The 21,161-nt window shown below is 57.1% G+C and carries 9 protein-coding genes; 1 reads left to right on the top strand and 8 read right to left on the bottom strand.

What is annotated here, in order from left to right:
• Nucleotides 1-222: 222 nt before the first annotated feature.
• Nucleotides 223-888, bottom strand: coding sequence for an HD domain-containing protein (locus tag PAE68_RS04300; protein ID WP_281884428.1), 666 nt, complete (start codon nucleotides 886-888; stop codon nucleotides 223-225).
• Nucleotides 889-1,230: 342 nt separating this feature from the next.
• Between PAE68_RS04300 and PAE68_RS04295 the strand changes: the two genes are divergently transcribed.
• On the top strand, nucleotides 1,231-1,320 hold the full coding sequence (locus PAE68_RS04295) for a YjcZ family sporulation protein (protein WP_281884426.1): 90 nt from the start codon (nucleotides 1,231-1,233) through the stop codon (nucleotides 1,318-1,320).
• 118 nt (nucleotides 1,321-1,438) lie between these two features.
• Here the strand turns inward: PAE68_RS04295 and PAE68_RS04290 are convergent, their stop codons facing one another.
• From PAE68_RS04290 to PAE68_RS04260, 7 genes are all read right to left on the bottom strand, one after another.
• Nucleotides 1,439-2,023, bottom strand: coding sequence for a spore coat protein (locus tag PAE68_RS04290; protein ID WP_281884424.1), 585 nt, complete (start codon nucleotides 2,021-2,023; stop codon nucleotides 1,439-1,441).
• A gap of 127 nt (nucleotides 2,024-2,150) precedes the next feature.
• Nucleotides 2,151-2,786 (bottom strand): stalk domain-containing protein, encoded by a 636-nt coding sequence (locus tag PAE68_RS04285; RefSeq protein WP_281884421.1) that lies wholly within the window; start codon nucleotides 2,784-2,786, stop codon nucleotides 2,151-2,153.
• Nucleotides 2,787-2,978: 192 nt separating this feature from the next.
• The gene (locus tag PAE68_RS04280; RefSeq protein ID WP_281884419.1) at nucleotides 2,979-3,302 is read right to left on the bottom strand and encodes a DUF2325 domain-containing protein; all 324 of its coding nucleotides are present in this window, start codon (nucleotides 3,300-3,302) and stop codon (nucleotides 2,979-2,981) included.
• Between the two features lie 252 nt (nucleotides 3,303-3,554).
• Nucleotides 3,555-4,352, bottom strand: a complete 798-nt coding sequence (gene bacA / locus PAE68_RS04275) for an undecaprenyl-diphosphate phosphatase (protein ID WP_281884417.1) — start codon at nucleotides 4,350-4,352, stop codon at nucleotides 3,555-3,557.
• Between the two features lie 360 nt (nucleotides 4,353-4,712).
• Nucleotides 4,713-7,172, bottom strand: coding sequence for a heavy metal translocating P-type ATPase (locus tag PAE68_RS04270; RefSeq protein WP_281884415.1), 2,460 nt, complete (start codon nucleotides 7,170-7,172; stop codon nucleotides 4,713-4,715).
• A gap of 284 nt (nucleotides 7,173-7,456) precedes the next feature.
• Nucleotides 7,457-7,657, bottom strand: a complete 201-nt coding sequence (locus PAE68_RS04265) for a copper ion binding protein (protein WP_281884413.1) — start codon at nucleotides 7,655-7,657, stop codon at nucleotides 7,457-7,459.
• Nucleotides 7,658-7,966: 309 nt separating this feature from the next.
• On the bottom strand, nucleotides 7,967-20,965 hold the full coding sequence (locus tag PAE68_RS04260) for an immunoglobulin-like domain-containing protein (protein ID WP_281884410.1): 12,999 nt from the start codon (nucleotides 20,963-20,965) through the stop codon (nucleotides 7,967-7,969).
• Nucleotides 20,966-21,161 lie beyond the last annotated feature (196 nt).

Raw genomic sequence — 21,161 nt, 5'->3', positions numbered from 1 at the left:
TCTCCAGCAACCGACAGCCTGCGCAACACCTCACATAAGCGCGAATCGTGCCGTATAACGAACAGCACCATCCGTCACCATTCGCACGATTGTCGAACTCGCGATCGAAGCCGAAGGAGGAAGGAAGGGGAGGACGCTGCCGTAAGTAACTGGCGAAGCTACCGTGTGCTGTTCCCTACCCTACATAGCACAAGGCTGTTGCTACCGCGCATAGGACTGCTGCTACCGCAGCACATCAGGCAGCTCAGCTCCGGTCTCCCGTGCGAATTGCTCCAGATACGTCAGCATGAACTGATGACGCTCCTCCGCCAGCCTGCGGGCCGACTCCGTATGCAGCAGATCCCTCAGCTTCAGCAGCTTCTCATAGAAATGGTTAATCGCCGTGCTCCGCTGCTGCCGATATTCCGCTGCGCTCATCTGCTCACGCGGGCACAGCTCGGGATCATAGATGAGCTGACCCTTCCAACCGGAATAAGCGAACGTTCGCGCAATGCCAACAGCACCGAGCGCATCCAGCCGATCAGCATCCTGCACGACCTTGCCCTCCATCGTATCGAGCGGCTGACTATGACCGCCGTTGTACGACATATTCGCAATAATGCGCAGCACATGCGCACTGTCCTCGACGGCAGCACCCGACACGTCACGAAGCCACCGCTCCACCTTAGCCAGTCCCGCTTCCTTGCTCTCGTTCAGCTTCTCATCAGCTACATCATGCAGCCAGGCCGCAAGCTCGGCGATATACGAATCGGCTTGCTCCAGCTGAGCGAGCTGCACCGCCGTTCGAGCGACGCGAGCCGAGTGGTGCCAGTCATGCCCGCTGCTGTCTTGACCGAGTGCCTCTCTTGCATATCGCTGTGCGAGTGCAATCGTCTCCGCTTGATTCATCGAGCGCCTGCTCCCTTCGTGAAGCGTTGTCCGCGGCAACGCCCCTCATCAACTTCATGTAGGCTGCCCACTCATAATAGTAGTAACCGTATCGTAGCAGGTATGTCCATTTTTAACCAGTGTACGAATACCCAGGCCCCTGTCCCAGCTGCATGACGAATAACAGATCTTCATACCGTCGTCCCGGCTTGTTAGTATACAAGTCCTATCCACTCGGCGAACGCCTAATTCAGCCTAAGAAGGGCTGCCGCCCAAACAAGCAGCCGTCCTCCCCCATACACTGTTAACGTAATCGGGACTGAGGCCCCGATACCTACAACGACAATCGAGGAGGAATTCAATATGTCCCACGCTGCAGGCTTTACTTCCACAGGTGTTATTCTGGTGCTCTTCATCTTGCTCGTTATCATCAGCCGCACGTTCGTATTGTAATCGCGAGCGACTCGTTCCAATAAGCACAGCGCCCTCGTCTTCATGACGGGGGCGCTTGCCTTCCTACATAACGAAGCCGACCCTCAGATCGAAGAGCCGGCTTCACGTCTTACTCGTATTAGTGGTTAAAATGCGTCTGGTACGGCTGCTGCTGACCGGACGGCTGTACCGCCTGGATCATCGTGCGCATCGTGTGGTCAGCCAGCTGAGGCGCCTGGTAGTAGCCGCGGTAGTTCATGTATTGGAACATCTCCCAAGCCATCTCTTGGCAAATGTTCGCGGACGTCGCATGGTATTGACGCACCTGCGGATCAACGCACTCGCAAGCCCACTGCATCGACATCGACGCGCCAGCCTTGTGCAGGTTCAGCGCGATCGTCGAGATCGACACGTCGCTCAGTTGCGTAGCGTTCGGGTTCGGAGCAGGCATCGACGGCTGCTGCAGACCGGTCTGCGGACGCTCGTATACACGCAGCTCTGGCGTGTGCGGGTGCAGCTGTACACCGCGGCCTTGAAGCAGGTTCACACCGAAGTTGTAGCCCTCGATCATCCGCTTCTGCTGGTTGTACAAGATGTCCTTCAAGTGCTGATCACTCACCATGGAGAAAAGAACGCCGTACAGTTCGATATGCGCAGCCTTCGTGCGCACCGCCTCCTGCGTTTCGAGAAACTCAAGAGCGGCAAAGCGTTGCTGGGTATGCATGTGAATAATGAACCTCCTAATGGTAAATTGTTTATTGAACCTTAACCAAATATAGGATGTCCATCCTGCTGACAATTATATACCCGTTGGAGCCTAACGCTTCACGCTCCAGCCTCGACGTACCGCGCTACTCGTATTTTGCCCCGCTGACCGATCCGTCCGGGAATACGTTGTGAGTAAATAATATTCTCTCTCCGTCCTGCAGCGTCCTCGCGTACCATAGGCTGTAGCGATCTACAAGCCCGCCTGCTGTCCAGTGAATGAACAGCTGTGCCTGCAGATCCCCGCTCTCCAGTCCCTTAATATCTGTCGCCGTCAGACTGCTGAACTTATACCCGGACTTCGCTCCAATATCGTACCGCCCGATCTGCTGCTTCGAGCTGTCGATCCACGTCAGCTGCGACGGCTCGCCGAACAGAGCCTTCACCGCCTTGCCGTCATTCCCCCGCTCCAGCCGGTATTGCGCCGCCCAGACCAGCTTGTCCGCCGCGCTTCCGTTCTGAGGCTCGGCCTCGACGCTCACGAGCTTTTTCTCAGGGTCATAGGAGGCTCCCGCTCCCAGCTGCTCGGCCATGAACCGAAGCGGAACGTACGTATGTCCTTCGACATTTAATATTTGATAACCCGGCCCCAGCTCGCGGGCTTCTCCATTGAATTGCAGCTTCACCGGGAACAACAGCGCCCACACGCCATCAGCTGCATAGACGACAGGGGCAGCCATGATGGCCGCTCCGCACAGCATACCTAATATGAACTTCTTCAAGGGCTTCGGCTCCTTTATGCTCAATTGCTCGTACAGCTCTATTATAGCAAATAATATACATGCTCTTCATTGCCGAATTGCCCCATCGGTATACAGGGCAAGGAGCGACTGGACTCCGCCAAGCAGCTTAAGCCAAATACCGCCCGGCGCATAAGCCAGACGGTATGTATGTGCATCTATGTACGTCGTTCATTAATGACCTCTCGAGCCGCGCTGCTGCAGCAGCTCACACGTATCCGTGCAATCACAGAGCGCTTTCTTCACCGAGCACCAGGAGCGCTTCGCATAGTAGATCGGAACCTCCTGATCCTTCGCCTGCTGCTTGATTACTTTAGTCAAGTTATGGTTCACGTAATCGGTCAGCACCAGCACCGCATCCACCTTATCCGGAATGCCCTTGCGAACCATCTGACACTTACGACCCGACATATGCATCACTTCGTTGAACCCGATTTCCGCCAAATGATCAGGCATATTGCCTAAATGATCAGCACCAACAACCAATATGGATGGCATGCTTGCAGCTCCTTTAAATATGGTCAATTTTGAGTATAATAATACCGAACGGGATGATGTTGATAACCATTCTCATACTTGCTATGAGATAATGATAATCGTTCTCATTGTAAAAGTCAACTGTTACCTGCCGTTCATTTATTCGAAGGCTAGGGGACGGGTCCAATGTACGCTCTAACGAATACCCATCCTCTCCACAGCACAAAAAAAGGCGCGTCTTTCGACGGCCTTCGGTTTGTTCATCTTAGCTTTTTAGCCGAACAAAATAAAATAGAAGACAATTGCTAATACAAAGCGGTAATACGCAAACCAGGACAAGCTCAGTCTCTTAATAATGTTCAGGAACGTGACGACTGCGATCATCGCAACGACGAACGAGCTGATCAAGCCAGCTGCGAACAAGCCGATATCGTCCACGGACAAAAATTCGCGGCTCTTGTACAAATCAAGTCCTGTCGCAGCGAACATGATCGGTACGGAGACGATGAACGTGAACTCAGCCGCTGCCTTCTGGCTCGCTCCGAGCAGCATACCGCCCGAGATCGTCGAGCCGGAGCGCGAGAAGCCGGGCCATAGCGCCAAACATTGAAACAGTCCGATACCGAACGCCTGCTTGTACGTCAGGTCGTCCATCGTCTCGGCGGTTACCTTCACCTTCATCCGTTCCGCGACCAGAATGAGAATACCGCCTGCGACCAAGCCGACGATCACCGTCTCCGGACCGAATAAGTACTTCTTGATCACACTATGCAGCGCCAGACCGATCACGACAGCCGGTAGCATCGCCAGCATGATGTGCACGAGATTCACCTTGCCTTCGTTCGTGAAGCTGCGCTTGACATTGAGAAATCCGATGAATCGCCGCCAATACAGCATGAATACCGCCAGCACAGCGCCGAGCTGTACGACGATCTCGAACGTCTTCGCCCTCTCACCCGTAAAGTCAAGCAGATGCGCCGTCAAAATCATATGTCCGGTCGAAGATACCGGCAAAAACTCGGTCAAGCCTTCCACGATGCCCATTATGATACCAATCATGATGTCGCTCAAGCTTTCCACACTCCTCGTCCTGTTTATCTCTATTTTAGATCAACCCCTATTATAGTAGAACAAGCGGTAAAGAAGAAGGGAACTTTTTATAAACTTTTCCAGCAGACGCACTTGAGATGAGTAAGCAGAAGTACGAGCGGCATGAACACTCAAAAGGGACCGTCTGGCTTGTGAGAAGCCATCGGGTCCCTTAAGTTGGCATGTGTGGTGCTAAGGAGCTGCCTGAACGGTACACTTGCCTGCTAGAGGCTCGTGTGAGTGGGGAGAGTGTCTGCATGAATCGACTGCTTGTTGAGAGCTCGCGTGAACGGAGTGAGTACCTGCCGCCGCACACCTCGTGTGAGCCGTTGCGCTGCCTAGCTACTGCCGCACCTTCATACGCTGCAGCCGCAGCGCGTTGAGCACGACGGATACGGAGCTGAGTGCCATCGCCGCGCCCGCTACCCAAGGAGCGAGGAAGCCTGCCGCCGCGATCGGAATACCGATGACGTTGTAGGCGAGCGCCCAGAACAGGTTTTGCCGAATGTTGCGCATCGTGCGTCTGCTCATCTCCATCGCATCGGGGATGCTGTTCAAATCGCCGCGCATCAATGTCACATCCGCTGCCTCCATCGCGACATCGGTGCCTGTGCCGATCGCCATTCCGACATCCGCGGTAGCAAGCGCCGGAGCATCGTTGATGCCGTCGCCGACCATCGCGACCTTACGGCCTGCTGCTTGCAGCTTCCTCACTTCGTCGGCCTTGCCCTCTGGCAGCACCTCTGCCAGCACCTGCTGGATGCCTGCCTCGGCGGCGATGGCTTGTGCCGTACGCGTATTGTCGCCGGTAATCATGATGACCTCGATGCCGAGCTGCCGCAGACGGGCGACGGCTGCCTTGGACGATTCCTTAATCGTATCGGCGACGGCGACAAGTCCTGCGTATTGGCCGTCGATAGCCGTAAGCATGGCGGTCTTGCCTGCCTCCTCGAGTGAGGTCATCGTCTGTAGCGCGTCGTCGGGCAGCCACACATGCTGAGCTGACATCAGCTTGCGGGTACCGACCAGCACCTCGCGTCCCTCGACGACCGCTCGAACGCCGAAGCCTGGGATCGCCTCGAACTGCTCAGCCTCCCTAAGCTGAACGCCCCTAGCCTGCAGACCGCTTACGATTGCCTCGGCCAGCGGATGCTCCGACCCGCGCTCAGCAGCGCCAATCGCCCGAAGGAAGCTGTCCTCCGCCTGACCGTGGGCAGGCATGACGTCCGTGAGCACCGGCTTGCCGTGGGTCACCGTGCCTGTCTTATCGAGCACAACGGCATCGATCAGATGCGCCGTCTCCAGATGCTCGCCGCCCTTGAACAAGATGCCGAGCTCCGCCGCGCGGCCGGAGCCAGCCATGACTGATGTGGGCGTAGCAAGACCAAGAGCACACGGGCAAGCGATGACGAGCACCGCAATCGCCTTCTCGAGCGCGCTCCCGAAGTCGCCCGGCTCGATGAGGAAGTACCAGAGCAGGAAGGCGGCAACCGCGATGCCGACGACGATCGGGACGAATATACCGGAGATGCGGTCAGCAATGCGCTGGATCGGTGCCTTGGAGCCTTGTGCATCCTCGACGATCTTAATAATTTGCGCCAGCGCCGTCTCCTTGCCGACCTTCGTCGCACGCACCTTCAGCAGGCCGTTCTTGTTCAGCGAAGCGCCGATAACGGTATCGTCCGCACGCTTCTCGATCGGTAGGCTCTCGCCAGTGAGCATCGACTCATCGACAGATGACACGCCGTCCAGCACGATGCCGTCCACCGGCACCTTCTCGCCTGGCTTGACGAGGAAGATGTCACCCGTAACGACCTGCTCAACCGGAATGTGCAGCTCTTGTCCGTCCCGCAGGACGAGAGCGCTTTTGGCCTGCAAGCCCATAAGCGTCTTGATCGCCTCGGACGATCTGCCCTTCGCCAGTGCCTCGAACAGCTTCCCGAGTAAAATCAATGTAATAAGTACCGCGCTCGTCTCGTAGTAGAGCTCGACCTGTTGATGCTGTCCGTGTTCTTGACCGTGTGTGGCCGCGCTCCCTGCCGTGAGTGTCACATACAGGCTGTAGAAGTAGGCCGCCGACGTGCCGAGCGCGACCAGTACATCCATGTTGGCGCTGCCGTTACGAAGAGCCTTATACGCCCCTCGGTAGAACGGCCAGCCGATGATGAACTGCACCGGTGTCGCGAGTGCAAGCTGAAACCAAGCGTTCATGAACAGCTCCGGCAGCCAGATGAACGACGTGAAGGCGAAGTGTCCAACCATCGCCCAGAGCAGCGGGAACGACAACACAGCGGCGAACAGCACGTTCCGCTTCAGCCTGCGAATCGTATCCTGACGGTGATCGGTCTGCCGCTCCTCCACGCTCTCCTTCAGCTCAGCCGTATACCCCAGCTTCTCAATCTTGCGAATAAGCTCTGCCGCGGAGACGCTGGACGGATTGTACTCAACATGTGCGACCTCAAGAGCGAGGTTAACAGCTGCCTTAGAGACACCAGCCGTCTTACCGAGCCCCTTCTCGATCCGAGCCGCGCAAGCCGCGCACGTCATACCGCCAATACGAAGCTCAAGCGTCTCTTTCGCCGTGCCGTAGCCAAGCGACTCGATCTTGTTCACTATATCGCTCAGCCGGGTCACTTGCGGGTCGTAGATGACGCTGGCCTGCTCCATCGCGAAATTGACATTCGCTTGCTCGACACCCTCGAGCTTCCCAAGGCTCTTCTCGATCCGATTCGCACAAGCGGCGCACGTCATGCCCGTGATGCCCAGCGTCGCTTGCTGCTGTGCAGCTGTTGATTTCTCCATCCCGCATCTCCCCTTCAAACGACTTGCACTAGATATCAAGCATCCGGACTGCTTGCTTTAGACGGGTCTACGTTATGCTGCCTGCTTCTTGTTGTTACTTCGTGCTGACTGCTTCTTGGTGTTACTTCGTGCTGACTGCTTCTTGGTGTTACTTCGTGCTGACTGCTTCTTGGTGTTACTTCGTGCTGACTGCTTCTTGGTGTTACTTCGTGCTGACTGCTTCTTGGTGTTACTTCGTGCTGACTGCTTCTGGGTGTTACTTCGTGCTGACTGCTTCTTGTCGTCTACTTCACGTCGTAACCCTGTTCCTCGATTGCTGACTTGATCGTCTCTACCTGTAGCTTGCTCTCATCATACTCAACCGTGACCGTTTGAGCTGCCAGATTCACTTGTCCCAAAGCCCCCAGCTCCCGCAGCGTTCCTTCGATCGAATTCACACAGTGATTGCATGACATTCCTTCCACTTGCAGTGTAATAGTAGCCATCGTATAGGTCCTCCTTAGAATGGTAAGCATTTGAATATTGATCTATGTTAGCATCGTACAATACCCCCCCACCCTATGTCAACGGGGGATGTTTACGCTATTCTCGGTGAGCACGGTGAGCCATTACGATGCTTTGCATCGTAATGGCAGGCTTGGCGCGCGCGGCGGGGCGCTGGTGGTTGGCCGTTACGATGTTTTGCATCGTAACAGCCTCTCTGGATCGCGCACCTTGTAGTGGTACCCTTCCACAGCGTACACCAAAAAGGGCTTCCAATTAAATGGAAGCCCTTTTTAGTCCTTACCTTTTTCCTAGTCTAAAACAATTCTTGCAGGGAGCAGCTTCAGTAGCTCAATCATGTCCAAGCGATTAACCGCTCCGTCTTGATTGACATCGGTCAGCTGCAGGCTGCCTTGGCGAATGTAGCCCAGCGATGCGGCTGATACAATCGGACTGTTCTGCACCCCCGACTTCACAGCCGTCACTCGAACGAGATCAGCAGGTCCAACCGTCGGCTTAGCCGCTGAGCTGTACTTCAAGCTATCGCGTCCAGGCTCTGAGCCGTCAAGCGTGTAATAGTAGCTTACACCCTCTGGCGCAACCGGCAATATGAGCTCAGACTGTTCGCTAAGCATCAGCCGCGGCGAAGCAGCTTGATCAGCTTCGAACACACCGTACGTCGAGAAGTGCGTCACATGAACCGTAACCTGTTGGTTGACAGAATCACGCTCCGTCTTCAGCGCTTCCCACTCGCCCGTCGCCTCATTGTAATAGAAGACAGCGACCTTCGCCCAATCACTTACACTCGTTACCGGTAAAGTTAGAGCGACCGGCTTGGCAGGATCAATCGTCACACCGCTTAGTGTAATATCGACGACGGCGCCCGCGCGGTTCATGCCTTGCTCCCGCTGTCCGTTCACTGGAACCAACGCGGCTGTCACAGTAGAAGCCGAGCCTGCGAAGGCTGATGTTAAGTTCAGCACAATGCCCCCGCTGTACACCATAGGCTTGCTCGTATCGGCCGCAATCGGTGTCTGCATCGCAAGAGGCACGATCAGCTGGAGCTCATGCGTCATGAGCTTGCCGCTCTCAGATTGAATGATGACGCGGTAGATGCCATTTTGTGCAGGGAGTCTGTAGCCTTGGCTCAACGTCTCCGCGCCTTCTACCGATACGATCTTCGCCTTGTCCGATACGGCAAGCGCCACATCCAGCGAGACTGCTCCTTGTGCCAGCACTACCGAGAACGATGGTCCAACCTTCAGCACCTTGTGCCCACTCTGTAGCGGAGTGACCTGTAGGAGCTGCGCCTCGTCGCTTTCCTGTGCGTCTAGCTTTAGCACGTTCACTTGGAACGTCTTCGCAGCTGCGTACACACCCTTCGTCACCGTAGCTGTCAAACTCACGGTCACATTCTGATTCGGCTGCCTGACCACCTTACCGGCGATCGGGCTCGTCTCAATGATGTGCGGCATGCTGCTCATCCAGCTTATCGATGTTCCGTTCGGACCGTCCCCCGGCAGCACCAGATTACTCTTCACCTGAGACAAGCTTGCGTTCTGCCCGCGTATACTCTGCTCGCTGATGCTGTCGACCGCTCTGCTCACAATTTCACTATCGGTCAATGTGAGGCGCGCCACGATAATATGATACGGCTTCGTCGTCATGTCCTCCGCCGTTACGAGCAGTGGAATAATGCGCACCTCCTGGTACGTAATATTCGTCACCGTCAGCGTACCCATCGCCCCTGAGAATGCGTACGTCACATCCGTTACGCTACTGCTCAGCTTCATCGTCGCATTCGGATCGGCCAGCTCAATCGTAAGACTTGCTTCTGTCCCGTCGGTAAAATAACTCCAAGACGTCGGCACCGTCTGTCCATCCTCGAAAAGAACATCCGCACCCGCCCTCACGACCGCAATGCTCGCGTCGGAGCTAAGCGGTCTCGGCAGCTTCACCACTGTTAGGGTGAAGCTCTTCGAGGTGCTTAGGCCGCCTAGCGTGAGCGTCGCCGTCAGCGTGACGACGGCGTCTTTGCCTGTGTGCGGCGGCCGCGTAACCGTTCCGTCCGTTCCGATGACGGACGGGGCAGAGCTGCTCCACGCGATGGTAGCGCCGTGGAGAGCTGTGGCAGGCAGCGTCACCTTGCTGCCTGTCACATTCCCCGCATCCGGTGTAATCGCGGATGCGTGTAAGGCTTGCGCGGCCTCCGCTAATCGGTCCGCGTCGGTCATGCTGAGCTTCACCACTGTTAGGGTGAAGCTCTTCGAGGTGCTCAGGCCGCCTAGCGTGAGCGTCGCCGTCAGCGTGACGACGGCGTCTGCGCCTGTGTGCGGCGGCCGCACCACTGTTCCGTCCGTTCCAATGACGGACGGATTCGAGCTACTCCACGCGATCACCGTGCCGTGGAGCCCGGTCTCAGGCAGCGTCACCTTGCTGCCTGTCACATTCCCCGCATCCGGTGTAATCGCGGATGCGTGTAAGGCTTGCGCGGCCTCCGCTAATCGGTCCGCGTCGGTCATGCTGAGCTTCACCACTGTTAGGGTGAAGCTCTTCGAGGTGCTCAGGCCGCCTAGCGTGATCGTCGCCGTCAGTACGACGACGGCGTCTTCGCCATTATGCGGCGGCCGCACCACTGATCCGTCCGTTCCGATGACGGACGGATTCGAGCTGCTCCACGCGATAACCGTGCCGTGGAGACCCGCCTCAGGCAGCGTCACCTTGCTGCCTGTTACATTCCCCGCATCCGCCGTAATCGCGGATGCCACCAACGCTGCCGCGGCCTCCGCTAATCGGTCCGCGTCGGTCATGCTGAGCTTCACTACGTTCAACGTGAAGCTCTTCGACACGCTCAGGCCGCCTAGCGTGAGCGTCGCCGTCAGTATGACGACGGCGTCTGCGCCTGTGTGCGGCGGCCGAACCACTGTTCCGTCCGTTCCGATGACGGACGGGGCAGAGCTACTCCACGCGATGGTAGCGCCGTGGAGAGCTGTGGCAGGCAGCGTCACCTTGCTGCCTGTCACGTTCCCCGCATCCGGTGTAATCGCGGATTCGTGTAAGGCTTGCGCGGCCTCCGCCAGCCGGTCCGCGTCGGTCATGCTGAGCTTCACTACGTTCAACGTGAAGCTCTTCACCACGCTCAGGCCGCCTAGCGTGATCGTCGCCGTCAGTACGACGACGGCGTCTGCGCCATGGTGCGGCGGCCTCACCACCGTTCCGTCCGTTCCAATGACGGACGGATTCGAGCTGCTCCACGCGATTACCGCGCCGTGGAGCCCGGTCTCAGGCAGCGTCACCTTGCTGCCTGTCACATTCCCCGCATCCGCCGTAATCGCGGATGCCACCAACGCTGCCGCGGCCTCCGTCAACCGGTCCGCGTCCGTCATCTCGAGCTTCACCACGTTCAGTGTGAAGCTCTTCACCACGCTCAGGCCGCCTAGCGTGAGCGTCGCCGTCAACACGACGACGGCGTCTTCGCCGTTATGCGGCGGCCTCACCACCGTTCCGTCCGTTCCAATGACGGACGGATTCGAGCTGCTCCACGCGATCACCGCGCCGTGGAGACCCGCCTCAGGCAGCGTCACCTTGCTGCTTGTCACATTCCCCGCATCCGGTGTTATCGCGGATGCGTGTAAGGCATGCGCGGCCGCAGCCAGCCGGTTCGCGTCAGTCATGCTGAGCTTCACCACGTTCAGTGTGAAGCTCTTCACCACGCTCAGGCCGCCTAGCGTGAGCGTCGCCGTCAACACGACGACGGCGTCTTCGCCTGTGTGCGGCGGCCGCACCACCGTTCCGTCCGTTCCAATGACGGACGGATTCGAGCTGCTCCACGCGATCACCGCGCCGTGGAGCCCGGTCTCAGGCAGCGTCACCTTGCTGCCTGTCACATTCCCTGCATCCGCCGTAATCGCGGATGCCACCAACGCTGCCGCGGCCTCCGCCAGTCGGTCCGCGTCGGTCATGCTGAGCTTCACTACGTTCAGTGTGAAGCTCTTCACCACGCTCAGGCCGCCTAGCGTGAGCGTCGCTGTCAACGTGACGACGGCGTCTTCGCCGTTATGCGGCGGCCGAACCACCGTTCCGTCCGTTCCGATGACGGACGGATTCGAGCTGCTCCACGCGATCACCGTGCCGTGGAGACCCGCCTCAGGCAGCGTCACCTTGCTGCCTGTCACATTCCCCGCATCCGCCGTAATCGCGGATGCCACCAACGCTGCCGCGGCCTCCGCTAATCGGTCCGCGTCCGTCATCTCGAGCTTCACCACGTTCAGTGTGAAGCTCTTCTGCTCACTTACAGCTCCGAGCGTAACAGTTGCGGTCAGCACGACAGCTTGATCAGCCTCCGTATAAGCGGGCCGCACCACCGTTCCATCCACAGCTGATACATATTGCGGATGGCTCGACGACCATTCGACCTTCGTGCCAGCCGCGCCCGAGCTCGGCAGCTGCACATCGTTCACGACAGCCTCGATCAACTCATTGCTTCCACGAATCGATTCCCACGTGAGCTGTTGCAGCGCTTCGGCCACAGCAGCCGCTTCATCCTGAATAGCTCGCGTCACGTGAACCGTGTACGACTTGCGGGCTATGCCATCAGCTCTTACGATACCGAGCTTCAAGACAGTTTCACCAACTGGCAAGTCTGCAATGTGGATAACGCCCTCGCCTGTTACTTCAACGGCAATCGGCTCCGTCGTCCCCGGCACATACGCTTCAGCTGTCATCGGCTGCAGCCTCGAATCAGACTGAGCTCCCAGCTTCAGGTTGTTCACCGCATAATCGACGTTTAATTCATATTGCAGAATGCTCGGCTCGAATGCAGGACTCAGCTCGCCTGTGCTAGGCACCAGCGCGCTAAGACTAACCGCTTCATCAGCGAGCTTCATCACGAAGTAGTATCCGGAATGCGTCAGCTCATTCAATACGACATATCCGCCTGAGACGGTCTCAACTACTTTACTCGGACTGACATGACCTTCATACCTTCCGCTGCCTAGCTTCCAATATTCATTGCCATCCTGATCCAGCTTCAGCATGCGGAGCTGTCCGTATTCCGTATCCGGCAGCTCATATTCCGCGCCACTTACGAGGAAGCCCCCGTCATAGGTCGGCGTCAACGTATGAAGCTCCAGACCATAAGGAGATTCATAGATTCGTCTCCACTGCTCCGTCCCGTTCTCATCGACCTTGAGCAGCATTCCCTTGCGCGTCCCAGCCTCGCTCACAATCGAGCCAGCAAGCAGCACACCGTCCTCCGCTGCCGCAATCGCTCGTCCGTTCAGCCGCAGCGATGAAGTGAACGTTTTTTTCACCACCGAGAACGATTCGTCAGACTCACGCCACGTACGATACCAGATCATTTCACCGTTAGACGAAGTACCCAGCAAGTAGACAGCTCCGTCCGGTGCTTCGACCACATCCTCGATGGAGTCGCCCTCACTATCCTCAACCTGCTCCTCCCAGACCATCGTTCCATCCGCGCTCAGCTTCATCAGCTTGATCTTCCGAGAGTGTTCATTCGACTCACCATATTCGTAGAGAACGATCAAGTAGCCTTGATCTGCTGTACGCAGAACCTGATGCAAGCTCAATGATATCTCCAATGGAAGCAGCGCCTGCTTCGTCACTTGCCCAGACCGATCCAGCTCGACATACAGCAGATGCTCCATCCAATCCACCGTCGTCGTCCCGATCGCCGTGTAAGCTCCGTCCGTCTGCACAGTCAGCTGATGAATATAGCTGTACCTGTCCTCGAATGGAGAGATCCACTCCACCTCGCCCGACGACGTCAGCTTCACAATTCGTGCTCTGCCCTCCTCGCTTGTCGCGCCGGTAAGCAGAATGCCGCCATCGGAATCGCTGGTTACACTGTACACTGTACCAAGCCCGTACCTATCGATCAGCTCACTCGGCTCCTGAATGTACTCGATCTCCTTCGGTATGGTCAACAGTGGTGAGGCCTCGCGATGAATACGTACCGTATACGCAAGCACGCTGCCATTCTGAGCCGTCACACGGATAATGAGCTCCGTCGTCTTGTCTGGCTCCAGCAGCAGAGCCCTCGTGTCCGGATCGTACATCCCGCCCTCGACAGTCAATAATGCTCGATTGTGATTCGGGTCAGCCTGCACGATCAGCTTGCCGACCTCGTACGGCACCTTCACTTCGTATAAGGTTTGCGTCGGAACGAAAGTGAGATCCACCCCGCTTAAGCTCAGCTGACTCAAGGTCGCATCAGAGGACAGCTTGATCAGCTTCACGATGTACGTATACCCCAGAGCGGCATGCGAGCCAACGGTTGCGATCGTGACCGTCTTCTCATCGGTCTGAACCGGTATCGTTATCGGTGCAGCACTCGTATGCGGCGTTCCGTCGATCGTCAGCAGTCCGGCAGTCGGATCGACCATCGTCGGCACGAGCACGATCTCCTGGGCTTCGCTTGGAATGGTGACGACCTTCGTGATCGTTCGCCCGTCGCCCGTCGACGGCAGCTTGTACTCCAGCTTATCAATATGGAAGCCGTATCCATCTATACTCGAGTCCGTTTTCAGCTGAATCGAGATTTGGTCCCCCGTCATCCAGCTGCTCCAGATGTCCGTCAGCTCATCACTTGTGCTCCAGCTGTCTCCAGCGCTCGTGGTCAAGTAATCATAGTCTTTCTCCGTCTGGATCTTGGTAAAATGAACCCGAATCTCCGCTGCGCCCGGCTCTGTAACCGTCCACGTCTGCGTCTTCCCGTTCGGATAAGAATGGCGCGATTCGACTGGCTTCGCCAGGGTGCGCACATTGACGCTATCGCTCAAGTCTATCGCTTGACCGCCTACAGTCAGCGCGGACAACGACAAGTCGATGCCAGCGAACTTGATGAAGCGGAAGCCCTTCGAGCCGTCGATTGTACTCGCCAGCAGCCAGCCCTGATCAAGCGTCGGCTCCACCTGAACGGCGGTCTCCTCGTTATAGAGAGGTGATATCGCGCTTGACCATATCCGGTGCCCGGCTTCGTTGGTCATGAATGTATAAGCTTGACCATTGACTGTAGCAGCCACTACATATCCGCCATCTACCGCTGCAATTGATTGACCAGAGGAAGCGACTCCCAGGTCGGTCCATGCTCTCGACCAGAGCTTGGAGCCGTCTGCACCAACCTCAGCTGTATAGATGCGCGTCCCGCCGTCCGTCACGCCCGTGCTCGTTCGTCCGATCAGACGGAATGCTCCACTTCTTGTTTCGATCACATCCCTGGTCCACTCTGCTCCACTGCCTCCAAGCGCTGTGAACCATTGCTCAGAGCCTGCAGATGACAGCTTCAAGGCGAACATATCGCTGTCTGGGTTATCCGGATTGACGGTCCCGGCCACGAAGTAGCCGCCATCTGAAGCTTGGAACGCCTTGGTCACATCCAGTGTGTCGCCTGCCGGAGAAACGAACGCACGCTCCCATTCCTTCCAGCCATCCGCGCTCAGCTTCAGTACGTGCGCCTCCTGCATGCCCGGCTGCCTCTCCATCGTACTCGAGACGATATAGCCGTTCAGCGCTCCTGAGCTGTCCGTTGTGGCCCTTATCGATCTCGGTATAACCTTGACCGTATCCTGTCCATTGTAGGACGAGCCGTAATACCGATCCGTTCCTGCGACGAGCCCAGACGCCTTATTGACCTTGAACATAGTCGCTGACTGTCCATTCCAGCCATCGTCGCTGAGCACTACATACTCATCGCCGACCCGAATCAAGTCCACAAGTCGCTTGTACAGCATCGTATAGGTCTCGACCTCACCGTTGCGATCCAGCCATACGATCTTGGAGTTCGGTACGAATGAAGCTTCATCCACCACGAGCGCTGCGTAACCGCCGTCCGGTCGCTCTACCGCCTTCACGGCTTTCCCTTCGAGTGCATAGCCTTGATACTCGAGCTTTCGGCTCCACTCCTGCGCTTTCGACTCTGACGGCAGACCGCGTATAATCTTCAGCATGTACGGCTGCTTCGTGATCCCATCGCTGCCCGTAATCACAAGCTCCACGACGTTCGTACCACTCTCAAGCGGCAATACGGAGCTGGAACCCGAGACCGGATGCCCATCGATCACAGCCGACGCTCCCGTGTCAAGAGGCAGGAAGGAGAGCTCCACCTCCGTAACGGATGGATCGACGGTCGCTGTATACTCATAATCATTCAGACTGAACGCTGGCTCATAGACTATCGGAGCCCCTGCGGCTTCAAGCTGGAGACTACTCAGCCTCGCGCTTGCCTCACGATGTATCGTAAGCACGTAGCTCTTAACAGTCTGATTAGCTCCAGTCACGGTCACCATAACCGTATTCAGTCCAATCTCGAGAGGGACCTGCTGCGGAACACCTCCCGAGCCGGATTGTCCGCCGATGGACAACCCGAGGATGTCGCCATAGGCTGGTATGGCAGTGATGCTGATGCTGGATACGGTGCTCGGCACCTTCAGCTCATAGCCCAGCTGTCCGAATTGGAAGGCAGGCGTCAGCTCACCTACATCTACAGCAAGCCCCGACAAGTCTGCCGATTGATACAGAAGCGTGATCACCGGTGACGGGCTCGAGATGACCGTTCCATCGCCAAGCTGTCCGTAGTCGTTGTAGCCGCTCGCTCTCATCGCTCCGTCCATGGACATTCCTGCGATCGACATGCCTCCGGCTGTAAAGGCGCGTACAGGCTCCGGCAGCATCGCCTTCACCGGCTCGACTCTGGATACATACGTCCCGTCTCCAAGCTCGCCCACTCCGTTCACGCCAATTCCCCATACCGACCCGTCATCAGCTGCGATATAAGAGTTCATCTCGTTCGCTTCGACACGAACAGCGCCCTTCCCCGACAGCGACGATAGCAATACAGGCTGCGTCTGCTTCTCCGCTTCTTGAGCGGACTCTGGCTTGGCGAAGCCAAGTCGTTCATCGTATAAACCCCAGCCCCACACATTCCCGCTCTGATCTAGTGCAAGGGAGTGAGCCGCTGCTGCTGCGATCGACGTTACCGCGGTGTTATTCGGCAGCTGCACTTGGACAGGCGCGTGCGCAGCCACAGTTGTACCAATGCCCAGCTGGCCGTATTCATTCGCTCCAACGGTCCACAGAGTTCCATCTCTCTTCAGCAGCAAGAGGTGCTCATGGCCTGCTGCGATCGCCTTCACCTCGTCAATGCCCGTCAGCCTGATCGGTGCGCTGGATTGGGAGGCGTTGATCGTCAGCCTGCCCCAGTACCATACCGTACCGTCATTTTGCAGCGCTGCGGAATAATTGTTGCCTGCCGCAAGGGCCGTAATCTCTCTAAATTGCGGCTGACCTACACCAATCTGTGCGGGAGCTGTCTGCGCCTCCGAGCCGCCGCTCCTCCCGTTGCCAAGCTCTCCGTACTCGTTTTTGCCCCATGTCCATACCGTTCCGTCGGCCTTGAGCGCAAGCGAGTGCATACCTCCGGCTGCAACATGCACGATATCGGTTAAGCCGATGGCCGCTGGAACAGTCCGCTTCACATCGTAGCCCATCGTTCCGTTACCAAGCTGACCGTATGCAGAGCTGCCCCACGTCCATACTCGACCGCCTTGCAGCGCGAGCATATGATTGCTTCCAGCTGCAAGCTCCTTGGTGCCCGAGAGCAGCCGAAGCGTATACAGTGTACTTAAGCCTTCCTTGGGCAAATTCGCCTTCACCTGCAGCGACGTAACCGTACCAGCAATCGGCACCGTGATCGGTTCACCGGAAGCAAGAGGTAGATTCGTCCCGCCTTCAAGCTCAACGAGCAGCTCCAGCATCGCATCCGCATCAGGAACCAGACTGATGCTCGTCACCCCGTCCGGCACCTTCACCTCATAATCGAATATATCAGGCCTGAAAGCCGGGTTCATCGTGAAGCTTGTGTTCCCTGAACGGATGTCCAGACCGGCGACCTCCGCCCCAAGCAGACGGTTCACAGTCAACGTATAAGTAAGCACCTTGCCGCTTGCCGCCGTAATCGCTAGCTCCAGCGTATTCGGCCCGACCTGCAAGGGGACAGAAATCGGTCCGCCGGAGCTTGACCCAACAGCGCCCTTCAGCTCGAGCGTCGCTGACAGCGGATGGGCCATCGTTGGCGTAACGACAAGCTCGTCCTGCACGAATGGAACAGTGATCGAATACGAGTACGTATTGGACGCAAACTGCGGCTCCAGCTCATAGCCTTCCACGCGAAGACCGGACAGCTCGGCGGCTCCATACAGCAGAGCCTGCTTCGGTGTAGATTCCTCATACGTTGTCTCACCTATGCCGAGCACCCCTGACACGTTGTAACCCGCGCCGAGCACATTCCCTGTGTGAGTCATGACGAGCGTATGACTGGACCCGGCTGCGATCCGTGACACGTGAGCAGCCTCCCTCATCGGTACAGCCGTCACATGCTCCGCCGTATCACCGGCTCCTAGCTCGCCTGAGCTATTCCTGCCAATGCCCCATACCGTTCCGTCGGCCTTCAACAGGAAGGAGTTCTGTTGAGTCGCCTCCACCTTGACAGCTCCGATGCCTGAGAGTGCGGGTACAACGACGGGCGAAGTCACATTGCTCGCATCGTTCCAGTCGTCCACAGCAGTGCCCATCCGTTCATCGCCTCTGCCCCAGCCCCATACTTGACCCGAGCTGTCGAGTGCAAGCGAATGGTACAGGCCGGCAGAGATGGAGACGATCGACACATGCTGCGGTAGTGCTACAGCTACCGGCACCTCGGCCGGAGCTGTCGTGCCGTCTCCCAGCATGCCGTAATAGTTCGCACCTATTCCCCACAGCGTACCATCCCGCTTCAGCATTAAGAGATAGTCGCTACCAGCGGCAATCGCCTTGACCTGGTCTATACCTTCAAGTCGCTTCGGCTCATTCGCGTTCGCGTATACGCTCGAGCCCCACACCCATACGGTGCCATCACTCGCCAGCGCTGCAGCTCCCGCGCCCCTTGCGACGACCTGCACGATGCTGTGGAAGCCAGCTACGTCAGCTCCCGTCTGTACAGGAGCTGTCTGCATGTAGCCATAGCCGGCTCCCCCTGTACCTAGCTGTCCGTTATCGTTCAGTCCCCACGACCAGACTGTCCCGTCGGCCTTCAGCGCCGCCGTATGATTCGTACCGGCTACTAGATCGACGATGCCTGTTAATGACAATGGCGCAGGCGTAGCCACAGGCACACTGCCGCTCGTCCCGTTGCCAAGCTGTCCGTAGTCGTTGGCCCCCCACGCCCATACATCGCCGTTGCGCACCGCTGCGGAATGAGCGGCTCCGGCTGCGAGAGCACCGGTAATCTTTTTGAAACGAATCGTGTACGTACCAGATAAGCTGCCATTGCTCAATGTAATCGGGTACACCGTATCGCTGTCTCCAAGCTCAACCGCAATTGGCGTATCAGGTTCAAGAGAGAGCCCGATAGCAGACAGCACCGTTCCCGTATGCTCCGGTACGAGCGTTACCAGCGCTTCCTCCTGCTCATAAGGTACTCTAACCTCGTATTCCGTCACGCTCGGGTCAAAGGCCGGGTTCAGCACAAGCCCCTGCAGCTCCAGTGATAGAAGAGACGTCTCGTTCGGTGCCTGACGCGTAATGGCTATATCGTAGACGGTCGATAGGCCGAACCGATCCTGTATCTCGATCTGAGCCGGATTCACACCGACCGCAAGGTCCACACGCTGTGACTCTCCACTCGATGCCCCCGCTCCGTTCACGGTGAGCGACAGTACGCCGCTATGCGCTGCTGTCGGCTTAAGCTCGATGCTCGTCTGCCGATAAGGTACGGTAACGGTGTAGCTCCTTATCTCGGGCGAGAAGGACGGTGTCAAGCTTCCTGTGCTAAGCTGAAGGTCCGCAAGGTCGCTGTACCCGTATAAATGGAGCTTGACCGGCGTACTTGTAGCCCCGCTGCTTCCGTTGCCGAGCTCGCCATTGAAGTCCAGCCCCCATGCCCATAGGCTGCCATCGCCAGTCCGAGCCAGCGTGTGCCAGTAGGAGGACGCGAGTTGCTTCGTGTCTGACAGATGAAGCACTTGAACCGCACTGCTCGAGCTGTAGCCGTCATGACCGAGGTCACTCGCGCCGATCGCCCAGACCGTGCCATCGCTCTTCGTAATGAACGAGCGCTCGCCGCCAGCCTCCACCGAGACAGCCCCTATGCTGCTGAAGGTCGTCACTAGGATCGGTGTTCTAGTGGCCGGTCCACTCGTATTCATTCCAATATGTTGACCCGACCGACCCCAGCCCCACACTTGACCGTTCGTATCGAGTGCCAGGGAGTAATACGAGCCTGCCGAGAAGCTAGCGATGCTCGTACCTGGTGGAAGCTCGACCTGCACCGCCGTCACGGAATTACCCGATGAATCTCGGCCAAGCTCCCCTTGATAGTTGCTGCCGGTCGACCACAGCGTGCCGTCTTTCTTCCGCATGAGCGCATGTGTTCGTCCACCGTCGATCGCGTTCATCCCGCTGCCGACTAGAATCGGCACTTCATCTGGATAGCCTTGCCCGGGAACATAGCCCCACATCCAGACCGTCCCGTCATTCTTCAGCGCAAGTCCGTAATTGTCTCCCGCACTGACTGCGATCACATTCGTCATATTCGGCACCTGAACAGGCGCGTTATAGGTGGTCACATTGCGGTCCACACCTAGCTGTCCTAAGTCATTATCACCCCAGCCCCACACCGTTCCGTCTGCCTTCAGCGCGATCGTGTGATACTCGGCCGAAGCGATATCGATAATGCCATGAAGATCGGGCAGTCTGCCCGGTATCGTCCGATCGGCATCCGTGCTCAGCGCTGATGAGTCCCCAAGCTGACCGTACTCGTTGCTGCCCCACGTCCACACCGAGCCGTTATGTACAACAGCCGAATGGTCCTGCCCGGCCGACAGCTTGCCGGATACGACCTCGACCTCGACCGAATACTTCTTTAAGATCGAATGATCTCCCGATCTCACATCGATAGGGATCACCTTCTTGTCGCTGTCCAGTACGATCGATTCTGTATAGGTGTACGTATTAGAGAACGTCTCGATCGTAACTCCCGCTATCGATAGCTTGACGCCACTCTCCATAATCGTAGCCCTCACATCGACGCTTGGTGTGCCGTAAGGCACCTTCACCTTATAGCTGGTCACACTGGGATCGAAGGCCGGGTTCAATACGAAGCCGTTAACGGATAAGCTGCTGAGGTTGACCGTAGGAGCAACGACAGCATCGGCTCGCCCCACCCCCATCGCCAGCTGGACCACCATCATCGACCAGATGAGCAGCAGCTTGATCGCCTTGCTTCGACAAGCATGATTAAGAATATGTATCATCAGATTTGTAATCTCCTTTATTAAGTCATTCTAAAGTCACAGGTCATAGTCTTTGCGACCCTATCATGAAGCGAATCTTGTAGAAAAAATATATAGTCTCATCATACCTTTTTTTCCGCTCGACCGAAACCCAGTTTTTTTGTTTATTTTCACACATTCATAGTTGAAGAAATTGTTAAATTGTTGTAATAGACAG

The organism is Paenibacillus sp. YYML68, from assembly GCF_027923405.1.
In the GTDB taxonomy this organism is placed as follows: Bacteria; Bacillota; Bacilli; order Paenibacillales; family NBRC-103111; genus Paenibacillus_G.
The sequence above is the reverse complement of the archived record's forward strand: the minus strand, read 5'-3'. Positions and strand labels throughout refer to the sequence as shown.

Excerpts from the sequence above, each read along its gene's own strand:
- PAE68_RS04300 (WP_281884428.1), bottom strand. The coding sequence starts at position 888 with ATGAATCAAGCGGAGACGATTGCACTCGCACAGCGATATGCAAGAGAG.
- PAE68_RS04295 (WP_281884426.1), top strand. The coding sequence starts at position 1,231 with ATGTCCCACGCTGCAGGCTTTACTTCCACAGGTGTTATTCTGGTGCTC.
- PAE68_RS04290 (WP_281884424.1), bottom strand. The coding sequence starts at position 2,023 with ATGCATACCCAGCAACGCTTTGCCGCTCTTGAGTTTCTCGAAACGCAG.
- PAE68_RS04280 (WP_281884419.1), bottom strand. The coding sequence starts at position 3,302 with ATGCCATCCATATTGGTTGTTGGTGCTGATCATTTAGGCAATATGCCT.
- PAE68_RS04270 (WP_281884415.1), bottom strand. The coding sequence starts at position 7,172 with ATGGAGAAATCAACAGCTGCACAGCAGCAAGCGACGCTGGGCATCACG.
- PAE68_RS04265 (WP_281884413.1), bottom strand. The coding sequence starts at position 7,657 with ATGGCTACTATTACACTGCAAGTGGAAGGAATGTCATGCAATCACTGT.
- PAE68_RS04260 (WP_281884410.1), bottom strand. The coding sequence starts at position 20,965 with ATGATACATATTCTTAATCATGCTTGTCGAAGCAAGGCGATCAAGCTG.